This window comes from Iodidimonas muriae (assembly GCF_014647255.1).
GTDB classification, from domain to species: domain Bacteria; phylum Pseudomonadota; class Alphaproteobacteria; order Sphingomonadales; family Rhodothalassiaceae; genus Iodidimonas; species Iodidimonas muriae.
Map to the genome: position 1 here is coordinate 22,494 of NZ_BMOV01000006.1, position 18,069 is coordinate 40,562.

The 18,069-nt window shown below is 58.4% G+C and carries 12 protein-coding genes; 5 read left to right on the forward strand and 7 right to left on the reverse strand.

Features of this window, described 5'->3' with window-relative positions:
• Positions 1-26: 26 nt before the first annotated feature.
• From IEX96_RS09125 to IEX96_RS09140, 5 genes are all read right to left on the reverse strand, one after another.
• Positions 27-2,567: a S8 family peptidase gene (locus tag IEX96_RS09125; protein WP_150005180.1), complete on the reverse strand. Its 2,541-nt coding sequence runs from the start codon at positions 2,565-2,567 to the stop codon at positions 27-29.
• Between the two features lie 19 nt (positions 2,568-2,586).
• Positions 2,587-3,573, reverse strand: a complete 987-nt coding sequence (locus tag IEX96_RS09130) for an AAA family ATPase (protein WP_188873813.1) — start codon at positions 3,571-3,573, stop codon at positions 2,587-2,589.
• A 295-nt stretch (positions 3,574-3,868) separates the two neighbouring features.
• Positions 3,869-5,332 (reverse strand): DEAD/DEAH box helicase, encoded by a 1,464-nt coding sequence (locus tag IEX96_RS14050; RefSeq protein ID WP_229773635.1) that lies wholly within the window; start codon positions 5,330-5,332, stop codon positions 3,869-3,871.
• 225 nt (positions 5,333-5,557) lie between these two features.
• Positions 5,558-7,330 carry a TM0106 family RecB-like putative nuclease gene (locus IEX96_RS14055; RefSeq protein WP_229773636.1) on the reverse strand — a complete coding sequence of 591 codons (1,773 nt, stop codon included), beginning with the start codon at positions 7,328-7,330 and terminating at the stop codon, positions 5,558-5,560.
• Positions 7,331-8,084: 754 nt separating this feature from the next.
• Positions 8,085-9,350, reverse strand: a complete 1,266-nt coding sequence (locus tag IEX96_RS09140) for a DUF2254 domain-containing protein (RefSeq protein ID WP_150005179.1) — start codon at positions 9,348-9,350, stop codon at positions 8,085-8,087.
• 838 nt (positions 9,351-10,188) lie between these two features.
• Between IEX96_RS09140 and IEX96_RS09145 the strand changes: the two genes are divergently transcribed.
• From IEX96_RS09145 to IEX96_RS09155, 3 genes are read left to right on the forward strand one after another with little or no spacing between them, the layout of a single operon-like run.
• Positions 10,189-10,449: a helix-turn-helix domain-containing protein gene (locus IEX96_RS09145; RefSeq protein WP_149999546.1), complete on the forward strand. Its 261-nt coding sequence runs from the start codon at positions 10,189-10,191 to the stop codon at positions 10,447-10,449.
• A complete protein-coding gene (locus tag IEX96_RS09150) occupies positions 10,449-12,155 on the forward strand; it encodes a SulP family inorganic anion transporter (RefSeq protein WP_188873814.1) in 1,707 nt (568 codons plus the stop codon). The genes IEX96_RS09145 and IEX96_RS09150 overlap by 1 nt, the downstream gene beginning before the upstream one ends.
• A gap of 26 nt (positions 12,156-12,181) precedes the next feature.
• Positions 12,182-12,721: a GNAT family N-acetyltransferase gene (locus IEX96_RS09155; protein WP_150005177.1), complete on the forward strand. Its 540-nt coding sequence runs from the start codon at positions 12,182-12,184 to the stop codon at positions 12,719-12,721.
• A 26-nt stretch (positions 12,722-12,747) separates the two neighbouring features.
• On the opposite strand, the gene IEX96_RS09160 is transcribed toward IEX96_RS09155, so the two are convergent.
• Positions 12,748-14,031, reverse strand: a complete 1,284-nt coding sequence (locus IEX96_RS09160) for an OmpP1/FadL family transporter (RefSeq protein ID WP_188873815.1) — start codon at positions 14,029-14,031, stop codon at positions 12,748-12,750.
• A 241-nt stretch (positions 14,032-14,272) separates the two neighbouring features.
• Between IEX96_RS09160 and IEX96_RS09165 the strand changes: the two genes are divergently transcribed.
• The gene (locus IEX96_RS09165; protein WP_150005175.1) at positions 14,273-14,764 is read left to right on the forward strand and encodes a (2Fe-2S)-binding protein; all 492 of its coding nucleotides are present in this window, start codon (positions 14,273-14,275) and stop codon (positions 14,762-14,764) included.
• Positions 14,757-17,024, forward strand: a complete 2,268-nt coding sequence (locus IEX96_RS09170) for a xanthine dehydrogenase family protein molybdopterin-binding subunit (protein ID WP_188873816.1) — start codon at positions 14,757-14,759, stop codon at positions 17,022-17,024. The genes IEX96_RS09165 and IEX96_RS09170 overlap by 8 nt, the downstream gene beginning before the upstream one ends.
• Here the strand turns inward: IEX96_RS09170 and IEX96_RS09175 are convergent.
• A complete protein-coding gene (locus IEX96_RS09175) occupies positions 17,021-18,025 on the reverse strand; it encodes a LysR family transcriptional regulator (RefSeq protein ID WP_188873817.1) in 1,005 nt (334 codons plus the stop codon). The two genes, IEX96_RS09170 and IEX96_RS09175, sit on opposite strands and share 4 nt — an antisense overlap.
• Positions 18,026-18,069 lie beyond the last annotated feature (44 nt).

Below are 18,069 nucleotides of genomic sequence, written 5' to 3' on the forward strand. Positions count from 1 at the left end.
GCCGGCGCAGGGCTTGTGCCCCGCCGTCAAATTTCGATAACCGCTTCCTCAACAGGAACGCCGATCTCCTGCGCCACGGGCGTCCATATATCCACGCCTTCCGCCTCAGTCTCTATCGCGACAATCAGCGCATAGCGCGCACCGAATTTGCTGCGGTCGCGCTTGGGCTGGTCCTTCCACCATCCGGAGACAGGGTAAATCCCTACCACGCCTCGTTCCGCCAGATCTGCGGCCGTTCCGACCCATAAATCGGAGTGGATCGAGCCCTTGTTGCGCGCCATTTCGCCGAGGAACCAACCAGCCGTGTCGCCAGTGTCCGGCCTGTCTTCATCCTCGTCGAGCGCTCGTTGGTTGAGGCGCTTGCGGAATTCGTCGATCGACTCGGTCGGGGTCTTCAGATCGAACCGCAAACCATGCGAAGCATATCGATGACGCTTTTTCCACCCGCGGCGCCCCGGATTGGGCTCGATGAAATACGACAAGGTTACACGAAGGCGGACCGGAGTCTGACCCAGCTCTTCCAGGACTTCCTTGGGCCATGGGAGTTCATGGACGTGCATCTCCCGCATCTTACCTTCGGAAAAGGGCCGGATGGTTGCCTGCGCGACCAGGGTCAGGGCATCGTTTGCACTGCGCAGTGCACGATCGAGGTGTGGCACACCGAAGCCGTAGCGACGGACCAGTTTTGCCCGTGCACGCTTTCCCCCTGCACCGCGCAGGTGGGCCTGCATGGCTCTTGTCCATACGGCGGAATGAACGACCAGTGCCCGCACGGTCTCAGGCCAGTACTCCGGGTAATCCGCCCTTATAATTGCGGCAATACGGGCAACTTGTGCGGTCGCCGCACTCGTCGCCCACGACAGGACGAACGCCTTCTGGTTTGGTTGATAATAGGTCGACAAGAGGCAGAGATCGGGGACAGCATTGTCGAACGACCCTCCATCCGTGGCGACGTTACCACCTTCGCAAACGACATCTGGCTTGATTGGCCAGCGCTCCTGAAACGTGACGGACGTCGTGCTCCACGGCGACAGATCGCCGGGCGGTGCCAAGGGTGACCAACCGTTCAAGGCGGGGTCGCCGATGGCGGACTTCTCGGTGAAAGCCCCCACGGTCAGCGCGTTCCAGGCGTGGGCCGGGTCGTGCACGGCCTCCACATCGCTGCGACCGAGGTGGTCATCCTGCAAATGGTCAGGAGCGACGTTTCCCGCACTCAATATGAATAGCCGGCGTGCGCCTTCGTCGGCCTCGTCCAGATAGATGAGGCCTTGGGTGGCCGGATCGAAGGTGCGCCCCGCCGCAAGTGCATCAACGGCAGCAGACCATGATGTTGGCTGACCACGGTCGCGCTCGTCCGTCGCCGTCACCGCCATCGAGAAGATACGAGGGCGCTGAGGCGCGTTGATCTCGGGGCGTGTGACCGCCTGCGCCGTGATTGCCCCATAGAGCTCGGGAGGATTGGCCCCTCTGGGCGGAAGGATTTTCACCGACTCAAGACGATGCCGCATCTGTACGGGCGCCCGGGAGGCGAGGTGAGGTGCCAAGTCGCCGAAAGCGGCAAGGCCGGCCATTTCGGTTCCGTGCCCCATGTTGCCCGGGCCGCCGCCGTCATCATGTCCACCCCAGGCCGGGTCCACCGCCATCGCGTCGGCAGCTGCAATATGATCCACGAGCAGGGGGTGCGCACGCGTGACGCCGGTATCGAGGATGCAGACTGTCGGCGCATTTTTGGCGGCGGGAATTATCCGTTGTCTGAAATCGTCAAGCCACTCCGCTTGTTCCTCGGGTGACACATCGACAAAGAATGCGGCGCTTTCCTTGGCTTTGCGAACCTCCGCAAGATCGTTGAGCACATCCAGTGACGCTGAGATCTGGCTGGCCGTGCCCCGCACGAGGATCACGATTCGATCATCGAAACCCAGCCGACGTTCGCCAACATCGAGACCAGCCTGTCCTGCAAATTCCAAGAGCCGCTGGAGCTCATTTCCGTCATGTCGGCGGAGCCAGACCTCCCACCAGATTGCATCATCATCGTCGGGATAGGCTTCGGCGTCGTCGGTCCACAGCGCTTGCAGGGTTGCCTTTCGTAGGGCGGCAATGCGGTCCACCATATCCTTGTGGCGGGGCTGGTCTTTCTTGGTTCTTTCTTCCGTATACTGCCGGAAGCGATCGAAAAAATGCTTCAGGGCACCGTCCGGCACGAATACCGTGGCGAGTTGGGTGGTGGGCTCGTCGGGTGCGGCTGGAGATCGACGAACGGCCACCAGCTCAATGCCGCGGCGCCGGTCCTCAAGAGATTCGAGCTTGAGATCGACGTCTGGCGGGCTTTCAAACTCGACATAGAGGCCTGGCTCGGCGCCGTGCACGGCGATGTCTGCGGCTTCACGGTTTGCTTCGCCTTCTTGCTGGGCCGCTGTCAATGCATCGCGAAGAGCCGCGGCATGACGCCGCCGGTCCGGAGGAGCAGGAATAATTGGCGGCGGAATCTTTCGATCGTGCGGCCTGTACACCTCAGAGGAAGGCGCCGCCCGAACGAGGAGGTGTTTGCGATTTCGCGGGGCCGGCATCGGTCAGCTCCCCCGAAAACTATTGGTGGGCGGCGCGTCGTTCGATCAGAGCTTCTACGAGCTCGGCCGTATCGATGCGCGTGTGGTGTTGCAGAATGGCATTCTTGGCCGCGTGCTCGCACGCGCGCGTGATATCCGAATGGCTCAATCCCTTAGCAGCATCGAGGGCTTCACTCCAATTGACCTCCGAGGCGTCGAGAAGCGAAAGCCGGGCGCGCATCACCTCCTCGGCGACGTTCTCCGACGGCAGACGATATTCGATGACGGAATCGAACCTCCGAAACAGCGCCCGGTCGAGGATTTGCGGATGATTGGTGGCGGCGACGATGATGCTGTCTGAGTCGTCCTGTTCGAGAAACTGGAGGAACGAGTTCAGAACGCGCCGTATCTCTCCCACCTCGTTCCTGGCCGCGCGTTCGCCCCCAAGCGCATCAAATTCATCAAACAGATACACCGCCCTGGTCTGCTGAATCGCCTCGAAAATCAGGCGGAGCTTGGCCGCGGTTTCGCCCAGATATTTCGTGATCAACCCGTCAAGCTGGATCGTGAAGAGAGGGGTGCTCAATTCGCCGGCCAGCGCCGCAGCGGTCGTAGTCTTGCCGGTGCCCGGCGGTCCGACCAGGAGCAACTTGCGGAGCGGCGACATGCCATGCGCGCGAATGGTCTCGCGCTGCCGCTGTTCGAGGAGGATACGATCGATCCGAGCGCGGAGCGCATCGTCCAGTGCCATATCCGCTATGCGGCTTTTCGGGAAAGCCGCGCTAAGAAGCCCGGCGAGTTCCCCGCGCGGCTGAATAATCGGAACAGGCTTCGTCCGCTGCCCCGAAGGCTCTGCTTTCGCACGAAGCTTCGCCTGATCGACCAAGTTGCGAAGTTCCTGGGCGAACTTCGTGTGCCCCTGTCTGGCAGCCTGGGCGGCGACTTGCATTGCAATTGCGTAAAAACGCTCGTCGTCGCCCTCGGCGTGACTTCGGATCAGGGCCTTGACATGATCCGCTGTCGCCATTTTCTATTTCCCTCCGGGTTCGACATCAATCTTTTGCTTTATCATTACTCCTTGGGGAGTGGCGTCTTTCTTTGGGGCGTGTGCAACGTCACCTCGACCGAGACAGCTTGATAAGCTTTTACCCCATGGCGATTCCGCCGTCGAGGCGCAAATCGACACTGAGGCACGACGTGCCGGTGCGAAACATTGCCAATGGCACCGGCACGCCCTCGACATCGTGACCGGCGGCTTATCTGCAGGTCACGCAGCCGGCGCTATGTCGGCCGGCCTGGCGGGCTCCGAGAGGAATCGTTATTCATGCGGTGCCGGCGATTGTGCTGGGTCCGCGATCTCCCCCACCAATCGGCTTAGCCAGCTCCAGATACCGGCAGAAGGCGTTGGCAAGCTGTATTTGGCGCGGTGTCCGGCATTCGGCTTCGAAAATCGCCGGCGAACTGACAAGGATCGAGATGCATTTGGCGCGCGAAGTCGCCACGTTGAGCCGGTTCAGGCTGTAGAGAAACTCCATGACGCGCGGGGCGTCGGCATGGCTTGAGGTCGCGGTCGAGTAAATCGCAATCGGTGCCTGCTGTCCCTGGAATTTATCGACTGTGCCGACCCGCGCGCCGGGCAGGCGCTCCTGGATTTCGAAGACCTGCGCGTTGTAGGGCGTGATGATGACGATATCATGCCGCGTCACCGGCTTTTCGATCCCGTCACGGTCAACCCAGGTCGCCTTGCTTTCGAGGATGCAAGTCACGAGCGCGGCGACCGCTTCCGCCTCCTCGGGGGAGCTGTTCTGGTTGCCGTGATGCGCGACCGGGAGGAAGCGCAGCCCGGCGCCGCTGACCGGCGATGCCGCACCCTTGATCACCTGAACTTCAAGGCCAGGCTTCGAGCGGAGCTTGCCTTCGTAGAACAGCTCGGAGGTGTAGGCGCAGACTGCCGGGTGCAGCCGCCAGCTCTCCTCGAGGAACAGGCCCTTGTCCGGCGGGATAGTCTGCTCGCCGGCGAGGATATGATCGAGCGCCGAGACATCCGTGCCGTCCGGGTGAGAACCTTGCCGCGGCTGGTCGAGCTGCTGCGGATCGCCGATCAGCACCAGCGTCTTCGCTGCTTGCGATACGGCCACCACATCAGCCAAGGACATCTGCGCCGCCTCGTCCACAAACAGCACATCAACGCTCCCGGCCGCCTCTTCGCGAGCCCAGTGCCACGCCGTACCGCCGCCGACTTGCGCCGTGGTCCCGAGCGCAGCGTCGAGGTCTTTGCTTCGTTTCGTGAAACACAGTCGGGGCTGCGGCTCTTCGATCTCGTCGGGTTTCTGGCAGCAATGCAGATCGATGCCCTGTTCGTCGGCGAGCTTGATCACCTCGTCGATCAAGTTGCGGATGACCTTGTGGCTGTTCGCCGTAATGCCGACTGTCTTGCCGAGCCGAACCAGCTCGCAGATCATGTGCGCTCCGGTAAAGGTCTTGCCCGCGCCGGGCGGCCCCTGGATCGGCAGCACGCCGCCTTCCAAATACGCGCATAGGCGCACGGCGGCATCGACGGTGGTTTCGCCTTCATGATGCAGCGCCTGTCCATCGACCCGCGGCGGCAGTCTTAGCAGCAGATCGCGCGCGGCCTGGTACGGCCCGTCGCCGCCAAGGCCGTGATCCACGACATGCTGCGCAATGCGCACCAAGGCGTTCTTGATGACGTCCTTACCCACGAACTTATGGGCGAAGACGGCCTGAGGATGGATGTCGGCGCCGTCGCGCCGCTTTTTGATGTCCACCGTGCAATCATCGAGCGACAGGGCTGCGATCTGACCAAGTTTCGCTCCGCCGAGATTGTGCAGGTCTTCACCGCCGCGCAGCTCGGTTTCCTGCGGCGGAAAGCTGTAGCGGTGGATCGGGGCCTTCGCCGTGCCGCCGGCATCACCGATATAGGTCAGGCCTGAGAGCCCGGCGCGTTCATCCAGCAGGTCTTCGGCTGACAGGTCGGACAGGCGAAAGAGTTCTCACCAGACCGATTTTTCCTCGCGCCGGTGGTAGTCGAGCAGGTTGGCCAGAATCCAGCGGGCCTGCTGATCGTCATTGCGCTCTTCATGGTCGGGCGGAATATCGGCGGTGAGCTTTTCAAACAATGGCCCGATCAGTGCGAGCCATGCACTGATCTTTTCGTTCGGCGCCCCTTCGCCCGGTTCGGGGCGGGGCACATCGGTTCCGCCGGCGACCAATTCGCCGCGCAGTTTCTCCAGCCAGTCGCGCAAGCCGGCTGCGGCAGCGCAGTCATCGCGATTATAAGCCCGCACTGCTTCCTTGCTCTCGTCGGGAATCGAAGTCGGATCACCCAGTTCCAGGTTGGCTTGAAGCGCGGCGAGCGCGACATTGGCCTCAGTCAGCGGTGTTTCGCGCTCAAAGCCGAAAAACGATTCGAGCTGCTTGATGGAATAGCTTTCCACGCTTGCGCGCACGGCGTGCCGGACGACCTGGTACAGATCGACGAACAGCGTTGCCCGGAGCATCCGGTCGATCTCGTCTTCCCGGCTTGCATAGTGGCCCATCAGGCGCTTCAGCGCCGCCGGCTCATAGGGCGCATAATGGTAGATGTGCAGATCGGGGAAGACTTCCCAGCGGGCCATCACGAAATCGACGAAGCGCTCGAACGCCTGCTTTTCATCGGCGCGGGTGAAGGCCCATTCGCCCCGGTAGGTAGTCTCACCATCTGCGCCCGCGAACAGATAGCCGAAGAGATACTCGAGGCCATGCTCGCCGACAAAGGGATCGCCTTCCAAATCAAGGAAGATGTCGCCTTCGGAGGGCGCAGGCAAGCGCGTCAGGCCGAAGCCGTGCTCCACCGGCATCAGCTCGAATTTGCGCGCGCCGGACGCGCGCGCCTCGTACTGAATTCGTGCCTGCTCGCACACGCGAATGAGCGCCTCGGGCGAACCACGACCCGGCTTCCATGCGAGCGGGAGTGACATTGCAGCGAGGTCCTGCAGCGTCGCGACGCCATGCGCCTTCAGCTCGTTAATCTGGAGTTTAGAGATACCGGCGACGAGGCAAATATGATCGTCATCACGCCGGCGCTTCTCGCAATCCTCGCGCCACCTGCAGATATCGCAGTGCGCGATGGGATCGGGGTAGGTCCGTTCCCCATCGCCCGCGGCAAGGCTCGCCGCGAGGCCGGTCTTCACCTGCCGGTAATAGGCCCCGTAATCGGCGAAGCGATAGCATTGGGGTTCGAAATCCGACCACGGCACGACCACGTACATCCATTCCGGCGCTACCCCCTGGACTGCGTGGAGCAGGTCCGAGTAAAGACAGAGCTGGAGCACCGTACCCGCCTTGGTCTCCCGCGCGAGCTTCGTATCGATCGCTTCATAGGACCACGCACCGAGAGCGCTCGGGGTCTCAACGCGGCGCAAAATGTCGGCGCGGCCTGCCCAGCCGTCATGCGCCAGCGCGCCCTGCACGATCACTTCCGCCCCGTCTTTCATGGCGACCGATGTCTCGGCAATCCCGGAGTCGGTCACATCAATGCCGTCGATTCTAACGACTTTCAGGCCCGCATTCGCCAAGTGATCGACGTACTTCTGTTCGTGGATCGCGCCCCGCTCCCGGAGAATCTCGAGCAGCGGGTCCCAGACCTTGGGCTTCGCGCGCGTTCCTTCAGCGACCGCGCGGTCAAGTGCGGTCAAATGGCGGCAATTCAGATAGCCGACGAGATCGCTGGCACTGAGCCGAAAAGAGCCCCCGATCTTCTCCATGGGAGAAGGATAGCGAAGCATTCTTGCATTGGCCAAACGGAAATCGGGCGCTCCCTACATCATCCAGGCCAAAAATGACGAGGCTCGTGCCTAGGACGAAGGCTTCGACTTCGAGCCCAGCCCCACCGACCCCTGCCATCTCTTCTTGCTGATGAAAGACCTTCGGGCACTACTTGGCGATTGACGAAAAGGGGGCTTCAAGAGACACCTACACCGCTCTTCGCACCAGTACGCAACAATAGCACGCAACTACTTGGAGAGGGTTGGATGCCGGGTCCACTCCCTCCGCCATTATTACCATTGCGAACCAGTGACACTGCCCTGACGGGCACTGATTTTTTTGTGTTTTCAAAGGGGTTTGCGGAAACCGACTGAACCTCATAGATGCGCCGCCACGTCGACTGTGGGCTCAGAATGGCCCTCAGTCTCAGTTTGGGCGATCCTCGTCCAAACCCCGCCAAAACCAAACACGTATTCCGAACGATATCGGTGGTAACATAGACCGAACGCGCGGTAAGCGCGTTGATCGGGATGCCAGCGCAGCACAACATCCCCAAGCGACCGTTTACGGCATGGCGATCCACCCCGCGAGTCCCCCGATAATGATCGCGCCAAGAATTCCCAATCCCGTACTAATTTCCGTTCTTCGTTATTTTGATCCCTTTTGGGATAACTGCGAGGAGGACCAGAAATCGCATGTAGGTTTTTGTATGCAGCTTTGATAAACCGGTAAAGTTACGATAAACAAGCTGGCACCATGGCGGGCCGGTTGACGTCATGATGGCTCATGCCGCGCGTCCCGTCTCAACTTGACCGCAGAAACCTGTTGAAGAAGCCGGTACTCGCTCTCGGTCAAGGCGTTCTGAGCCCTTGACAGGGCATCCGCGGCCATGTCGGAGGCCGGATCCGCGAACACGCAGGGCGCGATTTTCGCAAGCGCATTCAACGCCTTCTGGACACGAAGTTGGACCTCTACCGAGGACGCACCGTCCCGGACGATGGGCCGGAAAGCATCGACGATTACGTCGGCAGGCATTACTCCCGGCACAAACACCGACCGATGGTCAATTTTCGCATCCGGGTTTTCTTTCCAGCGGGCCAGGATCCGCACCAACCGTCCAACGACGCTGATGGCCGTCCCGGGATCGTTCACCGCTGGCGACAGCGCGCGGGAGGCGATTTCAGAAATCACAATCAATCCGAAACGTGGGTCCTGCTCGAAGCTACGTTCCGCCCCGATTGTAAATGCAGTCCTAAGCTTCTGCAGCGCTTCATCGTCGTTTATTTCTCGCTCTACATGCAATAGCGGGCCTGCCTGGTGCACGAATGATCCGGGCAAGGCATTGAGCCAAACCTTGATCTTCAAACTCTCGGCAACAGAGTCGAGTTTGCCGACATCGACATGCAGAACATATCCGGCCTCTCTGGAAAGCACGGGAAGGCAGGTGTTCGGGATTCCGGCAGTAATTGGTCGCCCCCCGAGAAACGGATTGTTGAGCCGGTTCTCGAGGGATGTGATGGCAGCCGCTTCCACCCTATCCAATGTGTCGCCCATTCTGCCGAAGGTCATCAGGTGGCTGATCCACCGCAGCAGCGCCAAGACGACCAGCGCGATCACTGAGGCGGTTGCCACGAACAGGACGAGGCGACCAGCGCTGTCGTAATACCCCGCTTGGAGCGCGATGATACCAACCAAACTGAACAAGAACGCGCCCAGGAAAGTAGCAAGAACATTCTGTGCGGTTGGGTCTTCCTGAAGAAGTGCCGTCGCCCTCGGTGTCGCCGTGCTGGCGGCCGCCGAAAAAGCGGAGATGGCAATCGCCAACGAGAAGGTTGTCACGGCAAGCATCGAGGATGCGACGATATTAAGGACCTGATCCACTGAATCGGCGCCGATCTTCACTGTCCATGCGGAGGGAATAAGAGGCGCAACCAATTGGGAAACGCCTGCCGTCACAATCGCCAACACTGCAAAAGAGGCGACGCGGACCCACACATTGCGCAGTTGTCGCAATAGATGCCATGTGATTTTTGAAGACATTGAACAAACTCGCTGCGTTCCGCCTAGCGCAACCCCAGTCCGACGTTTTACGAATACGCGATCGACGACAGCCAGAGCCTGAAGGTAGACACTCGATCTTTATACTAGAGTAACTTACGTCATGCCAGCGCGGTCACCACACCGGACCCGCAGGCGTCAAAAATGGTCCGCTATGTGAACGCTAACCGTTGCACGAGCTTTGCAGATCCTGCCGTCACTCCGATGGCTTTCGGGGCGGCGGTTTTTATTTCAGGAAATTGGACTGTTCTGTTGTGATAACTCGCAAAAACTCTTGTCCAAATTGTTGTCCACCAATCTGACAACGTTGATTCGTAAATTATTGTTTTACTTGAGTTATTTTGACGTTCTGTGAGACGGAGGCGGACTGTCTCTTCGTCATTATCTTGATGGGATCAATGAAATGCGGGGACGATGCGACAGCTTCCCGCTGAATTGTCCTTAATTACGCTTCGCTTTGCGCCAGCAGAATTTCTTCCAGCCAGCATTAACAAAACGATTTCCCGATGGCGGCATCAAGGCACGCCACACCCAGCCAGACTGCGTGGGAGGGTGCCGAAAGGCCTAATGGCTTTTTAATATCACTGCACCTAGGGTTGAGGGTAAGATTGCCCTACAGCCGGTCATCGGTCTGATTGAGGTCGTTAAGATTAAGGGGGGGGCAAGGCCAGAATCTGTTTTTCGAGCATTTAGCCTTATCTGCCGAAGATTGCCCTGTGGATCGCCGCATATGGTGCAATGCGGCAAATTGCCTGTTTATCTTTCTATAATGATGTTTTATATATCATTTCTACCATATTAACAGTAATACGGGTGTGAAATGATAACTTCGGCGCAGATGCGGGCCGCGCGGGCTTTGTTGGGCATTGACCAAAAAGAACTGGCGGTGCGGGCCGGGCTTTCCGTGCCCACCATCCAACGGATGGAGGCCAGCGAAGGCTTGGTGCGCGGCGTTGTGGATTCTCTGAGCAAAGTTGTGGAAGCCCTTGAAGCATCGGGCATTGAACTGATCGCTGAAGGCATGGTCAGTGCATCGGGAGGGCGGGGCGTTCGCCTGAATTCAAGAGAAGGAGACGCCTGATGACCACAGATTCTACCGCTCAAAAATCGGGGAAACCCAGCTTCATTCCGCAATTCACACCCAAGCTGGTTACGGTTTTGAAGGATGGCTATAGCTTGTCCCATTTGCGGGCCGATGCCATCGCAGGGTTGACGGTGGCCGTTGTCGCCTTGCCTTTGTCCATGGCCATCGCCATTGCTTCCGGCGCAACGCCGGCTCAAGGCTTGTACACCGCCATTGTGGGGGGCTTTCTGGTGTCGCTTTTGGGGGGAAGCCGCTTTCAAATCGGCGGGCCTGCCGGGGCGTTTATCGTGTTGGTGGCGGCCACGGCCCATACCCACGGGATGGAGGGCTTGTTGCTGGCCACCATGATGTCTGGTGCCATGCTGATGCTGGCCGGCTTCTTCCGCCTTGGAACCTATGTCAAATTTGTGCCCTATCCGGTGACTGTCGGCTTTACGGCGGGCATTGCGGTGATCATTTTCGCAAGCCAGATCAAGGATATTTTCGGGCTGAGCCTATCAATGCCCGAGCCGGGGCCCTTATTGGAGAAATTGCCGGTTTTGGTTGAGGCTTTGCCCAGCGCCAGCCCGGCATCGATGGTTCTGGCGGGGGCGACCATCCTTGCGATCCAAGGGTTGAAACGCCTGAATCCGCATCTGCCGGGCATGTTGATCGCTGTGGCCAGCGCCGCCATCATCGCTGCAGTGGCCGGATTGCCGGTGGAAACCATTGGCTCGAAATTTGGCGGGATTCCGACCAGCTTTCCCCTGCCGCATCTGCCCAATTTCAGCATGGAGAAAGTCCAGGCTGTTTTCCCCAGCGCTGTGGCTTTTACACTTTTGGGGGCGATTGAATCGCTGTTGTCTGCCGTTGTGGCCGATGGCATGACAGGGCGGCGGCATCGCTCTAATTGTGAATTGGTGGCGCAGGGCGTTGCGAATATGGGATCGGCTTTGTTCGGCGGTATTTGCGTAACGGGCACCATTGCACGCACCGCAACCAATGTGCGGGCAGGGGCGCATGGCCCGGTTGCCGGCATGCTACATGCGGTGTTTTTGCTCGGCTTTATTTTGGTTGCCGCGCCCTTGGCTGCGTTTATTCCCTTGGCCAGCCTTGCGGGCGTGTTGGCCATTGTTGCGTGGAATATGGTGGAAAAACCAGCCTTTGCGACATTGCTTCGGGCTTCACGCGGGGATGCATTGGTGCTTTTGGCCACATTTGGGCTGACCATTTTCCGCGACCTGACCGAGGCGATCATTGTAGGCTTTGCTTTGGGGTCTGTGCTGTTCATCCACCGCATGTCGCAAATCACCAAGGTGGAAACCGCCGTTCCCTTCGTTGCCGAAGACAGGGCAGATGATGATGAAGGCGCGCGGCAGCCCTATGATGAAAAACGGATGAATGTCCCCGATATTGTGATTTACCGCATATCCGGCGCGTTTTTCTTTGGGGCTGCGGCCTCGGTTGGTTCGGTTCTTGACCGTATCAATGACCAGCATAAAGCCTTGATCATTGATTTTTCCGCCGTCCCCTTTGCCGATGCAACGGCGGCCAATGTTATCGAGCTATTGGCCCATAAGGCGCAAAAGCGCAATATCGCGGTGTTTCTTGCGGGCGCGGCGCCAGAGGTGCGGCGAGAGCTTTCCCGCCATGGCTTGAGACCCCCGCATGTGCGCTATGAGGCATCGATCGAAAGTGCCGTGGCACACGCACAACAAGGCTGATATCAGCAGTCGAGGGACAGAAGGTTATGTTGACAATCCGCTTGGCCACCATGGCCGATTTGGAGCCTCTGACAGATCTGATGGACCGGGCCATTAACGAACTGCAAAAAGGCTTTCTTAACGCACAGCAGATCGCCGCCAGCCGCGCCATTATGGGGATCGATACCCAGCTTATCCGGGATGAAACCTATTTTGTCGTGCTGTGGAACGGAGCTTTGGCGGGCTGTGGCGGCTGGAGCTTTCGTAAAACCCTTTATGGCGGCGACCACAGCAAAGATTTGCGCGATCGTGGCAGGCTTGATCTATCCTGTGACGCGGCAAAAATCCGTGCCATGTACACCCATCCCGATTTCACGCGGCGCGGGGTGGGGCGGGCGATTTTGAAGGCTTCGGAAGATGCCGCACGGGCGGCAGGGTTCAAAAGGGCGGAAATGATGGCCACCCTTGCAGGGGTGCCGCTTTATGAACGCTGCGGCTATCAGGTGATCGAGAAAGTCCAGTCGCCCCTCGCGGGCGGTGTTGATGGCATGTCAGTGCCGCTTTTGCGTATGGGAAAGGCCCTATAAAGGGCCTGTTCCCAAGCAGAGCCGCCTCAAAAGCCGATGGTGATGCCGGCTGTCAGTTCAAACTGATGCATGTCCAGCCGGATCTGTTGCGCGGGGTTCAGCGGATTGGCGCCGCTGACAGATGATTCCGGCGCATACATACCACCCAGATGTCCGGTGACAGAGCCGAACAATGTGCGTGATAGTCCCGCAGTCACATGATGGCGGACAACTCCGGGGGCGAGGATATTGAACAGCACTTCCGAAGGCTGAACAGGCTGGTCATTATAGGCATAGCCTGCACGCAAGGCCCATTGGTCGTTTATGGTCCATTCCGCGCCAAAGCGGGCCACGTCCACATCGCGCCAGCCAAATCCCGGCCCGTCTTGTGCGCCAAGGGGCTGTGTGCTGGCAAACGGATTGCCGATGGACCGGATATTGGAATACCAGATGCGTTGATAATCCCCATAGAGCGTTAGATGGTCGCTCGCTTTAAAGGCAAGACCTGCCGTTAAGGCCGGAGGGATATCAAACCCTCCTTGATCTGCAAACAAGCCGCTGAATTTTTCAAATTTGTCCATATAAATGCGGCTGACATAGGAGATGCCAAACTCCAGCCTGTCGGTCAGCGCCATTTGCGCCCCAAGGCGAAAGCCCGCGCCAAAGGCATAATCGGCGCTTTGATTGGACAAACGGTCCGGTGCGCTGGAAAGGGCGGCAAATGATCCGATGCCCTCTGCTTCAAAGCGCTGGACGGAAAAAATCGGGCTGATGCCAATGGAAATCCGGTCGGTCACTTGATGGGCATAGCCGGGGGCAAAGAAAAGCTGGATCAGATCCACGCCGGCGGCTCCGGCGCAAAACAATCCCGAGCCCGGCCCGACAGCACCGGAGGCGGGGTCCGGGCATTGTCGATCAAAGGCAGGAAATTCCGTGTTCATGCCACCATTTCCGTAAATGGCAAAGCCCACGCTGTTTTTATCATCCAACCGGTAAGAGACACCAAAATGCGGAATGACGAACAGTTCATTGCCGCTTTCTACCCGTCCGTCCGGAGGAAAGCCGAAATCGCCGCCGCCTGTGGCCGTTACCGCGCGGTGGGGGCTGAACATGGAAAACCCAAGATCCAAACCATTGTCGAGCTTTGTCAGCCCTGCGGGATTGAGGGCCAGAGTGAGGGCATCTTGCCCCGCGGCCACACCGGCTCCGCCCAGCGCTTTTGTTTTCGCCCCATATCCATTTTGGAAATATCCATTGGTGGCCAAGGCGGGGCTTATGGAAAGAAAACCGCAGCCAAGGGCAAAAAGACATGTCAATTGTTTGGTACGCATAAAACCGCCTGCTTATAAAATCGCGTGTATCGCGGACTGGACATATCAGCGAGAGCCGAAACATAAGCAGTGGCGTATGGGCGACAAACGACCTCTTCTGATGTGGTGCGTTAGCAGGGCTTGTTCATCGCCTTATATTGATATGCAAGGATGCTTTTGGATGTTGATCCTTGTAAACTTCTGACCGTTTTATAAAAGATCAGGAACGATTTGCCCTTTAACAAACAAGCGGGAGGACGCGGTGGTTCACTTCACGGTCAATGGACAATCTGTCACGGTGGATGCGCCGGACGACACGCCGTTTTTGTGGGTTTTGCGTGATAAGCTTGGCCTTATGGGCACCAAATTCGGCTGCGGCATCGCCCAATGCGGCGCCTGCACTGTCCATCAAGATGGCATTGCCATTCGATCTTGCGTGACACAGTTGTCCGATCTTGAAGGGGCCGAGATCACCACCATCGAGGGCTTGTCGGAAACGGGCGAACATCCCTTGCAGCAGGCCTGGGTGGAAGAACAGGTGCCGCAGTGCGGTTATTGTCAATCGGGGCAGATCATGCAGGCCGCTCAATTGCTTGATGAGGTGGAAAACCCCACCGACGATGACATCGACAACTATATGAGCGGAAATCTATGTCGCTGTATGGCCTATATCCGGATCAGAAAAGCCATCAAACGCGCTGCCCAAATCCAAACTGGTGGCCAAATCCAAACCGGGGGCCAAAACCATGACTAAAACAAAAAGCACGCCCGATGCTGTGATGGCCGCCACCCGTCGGCAATTTCTGGTGGGCTCCGTTGCCGGTGGTTTGATGATGGCTTTTGCCGTCAACCACACGGCCTTGGGGGCGGCGCGGACATTGGGGGCAGGGGCTTATGAGCCGAGCATCTGGTTCCAGATTGGCCCTGATGGCCGTATTCTCGTGAATATCGCCAAGGCGGAAATGGGGCAGCATGTGGGAACCGCTTTGGCCCGTGTGGTGGCCGAGGAACTGGAAGCGGATTGGGCCGATATCGAGATCGTTCATGTGGATAGCGATCCCAAATGGGGCTATATGGTTACCGGCGGGTCATGGTCTGTTCACACCAGTTTCGATCAATTGTCGCGTGCAGGGGCCGCCGGTCGCATCGCCCTTTTGGAAGCCGGTGCACAGATGCTTGGTGTGGCGCCGGACCAGTGCCGTGCCCGCAATAGTATGGTGATGTGTGGCGATGTTTCTGTCAGCTATGGCGAGATTGTCGCTGCAGGGAAAATAGACCGGACGTTCACGGACAAAGAGCTGGCGGCTCTTGGCTTGAAGCCGGCCTCTGCGCGGCGGGTATTGGGGGGCGCTGTAAAGGCGCTGGACATCCCCACAAAAACCACGGGCGAGGCGCGCTATGGGTTGGATGCGCAGGTAGAAGGCATGCTGTATGCTCGACCTGTTTTGCCGCCCACCCGCTATGGTTCAAAGGTTCTTTCGGTAGATGAACGCGCCGCCAAAGCAGTGAAGGGATACCGCCAGACCGTGGCTTTAGAGGACCCGTCCGGTGTTTGCCAAGGCTGGCTTGCCGTGGTGGCCGACAGCACTCACGCAGCCATTAAAGCCGCCGATGCCTTGAAGGTCGATTGGCAGGCCGGGCCACGGGCCACTATGGATGAGGCCGGGATTTTGGCAGAAGGCGAACGCCTTGTGAATGATGCCCGGGCCGGGGCCTTGTGGGTACAGGAAGGCGATGTGGATGCCGCCTTCCAATCTGCCGATAAAATTGTTGAAACCACCTACCGAACCCATTCGGTTCTGCATTTTCAATTGGAACCGGTGAATGCGCTGGCTTTTGAAAAAGACGGCCATTGGCACATTCATTCGGGCAATCAGTGGCAATCCCTGATCTTGCCGGTTCTGGCGCAGGCACTGGCGGTGGAGGAAAGCCGCATCACCCTTCACCAATATTATCTGGGCGGTGGGTTTGGCCGGCGGCTTTATGGGGATTATATGATTCCCGCCGCCCTTACGGCGAAAGCCATCAAGAAGCCGGTGAAGATGATCTTCACCCGATCCGATGATACGGGCTTTGATTGTGTGCGCTCGCCTTCGGTGCAGAAAGTCAGAAGTGCGCTGGATGCCAATGGTATGCCGATTGCTTATGATCATGCGGCGGCGGCGGGATGGCCCACAGCCTCTATGGCTCCGGGATTTCTGGCGGAAAAAGTGGAAGGCGGGGGAAAGGCTGACAGCTTTTCCATCAGTGGGTCCGACCATTGGTATTCCATCCCCAATCAACGGGTGCGTGCCATCAAAAATACGGTGGCGCAGGAAACCTTTTTGCCCGGCTGGCTGCGCTCTGTGGGGCCGGGATGGATCGGTTGGGCCGTTGAGCAGCACATGGATGAACTGGCCCATGCGGCCGGGAAAGATCCGGTGGCCTTCCGGCTTGCCTTGCTTGATGGTAAGGGCCGCAATGCGGGCGAAGCACCAGCCAGTACAGGTGGGGCTTTGCGGTTGAAGGCTGTGTTGGCGCGGGCGGCGGAAAAAGCCGGATGGGCGAAGCGCGATGCGCTGCCTAAAGGCGAGGGCATGGGCGTTGCCACCTGTTTCGGGCAGGAGCGGGGCATGCCCACATGGGTTGCCTGTATCGCCCATGTGGCGGTGGATCAAGACAAAGGGGATGTGCGTGTGAAACGGCTTACATCTGTTGTGGATGTGGGGACCGTGGTGCATCCCGATGGGGCATTGGCGCAGATGGAAGGCTCGACCCTTTGGGGCCTGTCTATGGCGCTTTATGAAAGCACGGCCATTGAAAATGGCATGGTTTCAGATCGCAATCTGGATACATATTCTCCGCTGCGCATGGATCAGGTGCCCGAATTGGATATCGAATTCATACAGAATGATCACATGCCTTCGGGCTTGGGGGAGCCGGGTGTAATCGTGGTTGCTCCGGCCATTGCGAATGCCATTTTCCATGCGACGGGTCTTCGCGTGCGGGATTTGCCGATCAAGCTCAAGGCCTAGGATATGGGGGGTGTTTTGGGCATGGCGCCTGCCTTGCTATCCAGACTGTGATCGGTTTTTTCTTGCTGCAAAAGGCAAGGATCATGATCCAGCATAAACCGGCCGCGGTGCGATTCTTCCAATGTGAAATCGATGAAGGATCGCACCCTTAAAGGCAGGTTTTTCCGCCCCGGATAACAAACATAAAGCGTGTGGATGGTTGCCCGGTAATCGACCAGAACGGGGACAAGAGACCCATCTCGTAATTGTTGCTGCACGAAATGGATGGGCGCTTGAAAAAGCCCCAATCCTGCAAGACCCGCAGCAATCACCGCATCCGCTTCATTGGCGATGAAATGGGCATGGGGGGTGATGCGGCGAACGGTATCGTTTATCCGAAAGGCCCAGGCATAAAGCGCGCGGCTGTCCGTTAGCCGGTAATTGATACATTGATGATGCTCCAGATCATCGGGCGTTTGGGGCACACCATGGGCTTCAAAATAGCTGGGCGCCGCCAGAGTGACCAATGTCATATCCAGAAGCGGACGGGCCACCATGGATGTATCGCTCAGTTCTGTTGCCAGCCGGAAGGCCACATCCACCTGATCGTCAATGAAGCTGCGGATACTGTCGGAAATATCCAGTTCGATGGTCACAAGCGGATGGCGCTTGTTGAAGTCGGCAACCAGTGGCACAAGTTTTTTGCGGCCAAATTCCGTGGGGGCTGCAATGCGCAAGGCCCCGGATGCAATGCCCCGGCTTTCCTGGATTACATGGCCCACTTGTTCCAGCTCGGCCAAGGGTTGCCGCACACGGTCCAGAAGCAATTCACCTTCCAGGGTGAGGGCCATTTTTCTCGTGGTGCGTGTGAATAATTTGACCCCGTAATCGTCTTCCAATCTGCGGATGGCTTGTCCAACGGCGGCAGGGGAAACACCAATGGCCCGTGCGGCTGCAGCAAAGCTTCCCAAACGGGCCGTATAAACAAAAGCATGGAGTGCCGTGGACAGATGCGGTAACATTATAAATCCATTCTTCATTCTTTGCTGGGCATTGTCGTTTGAAA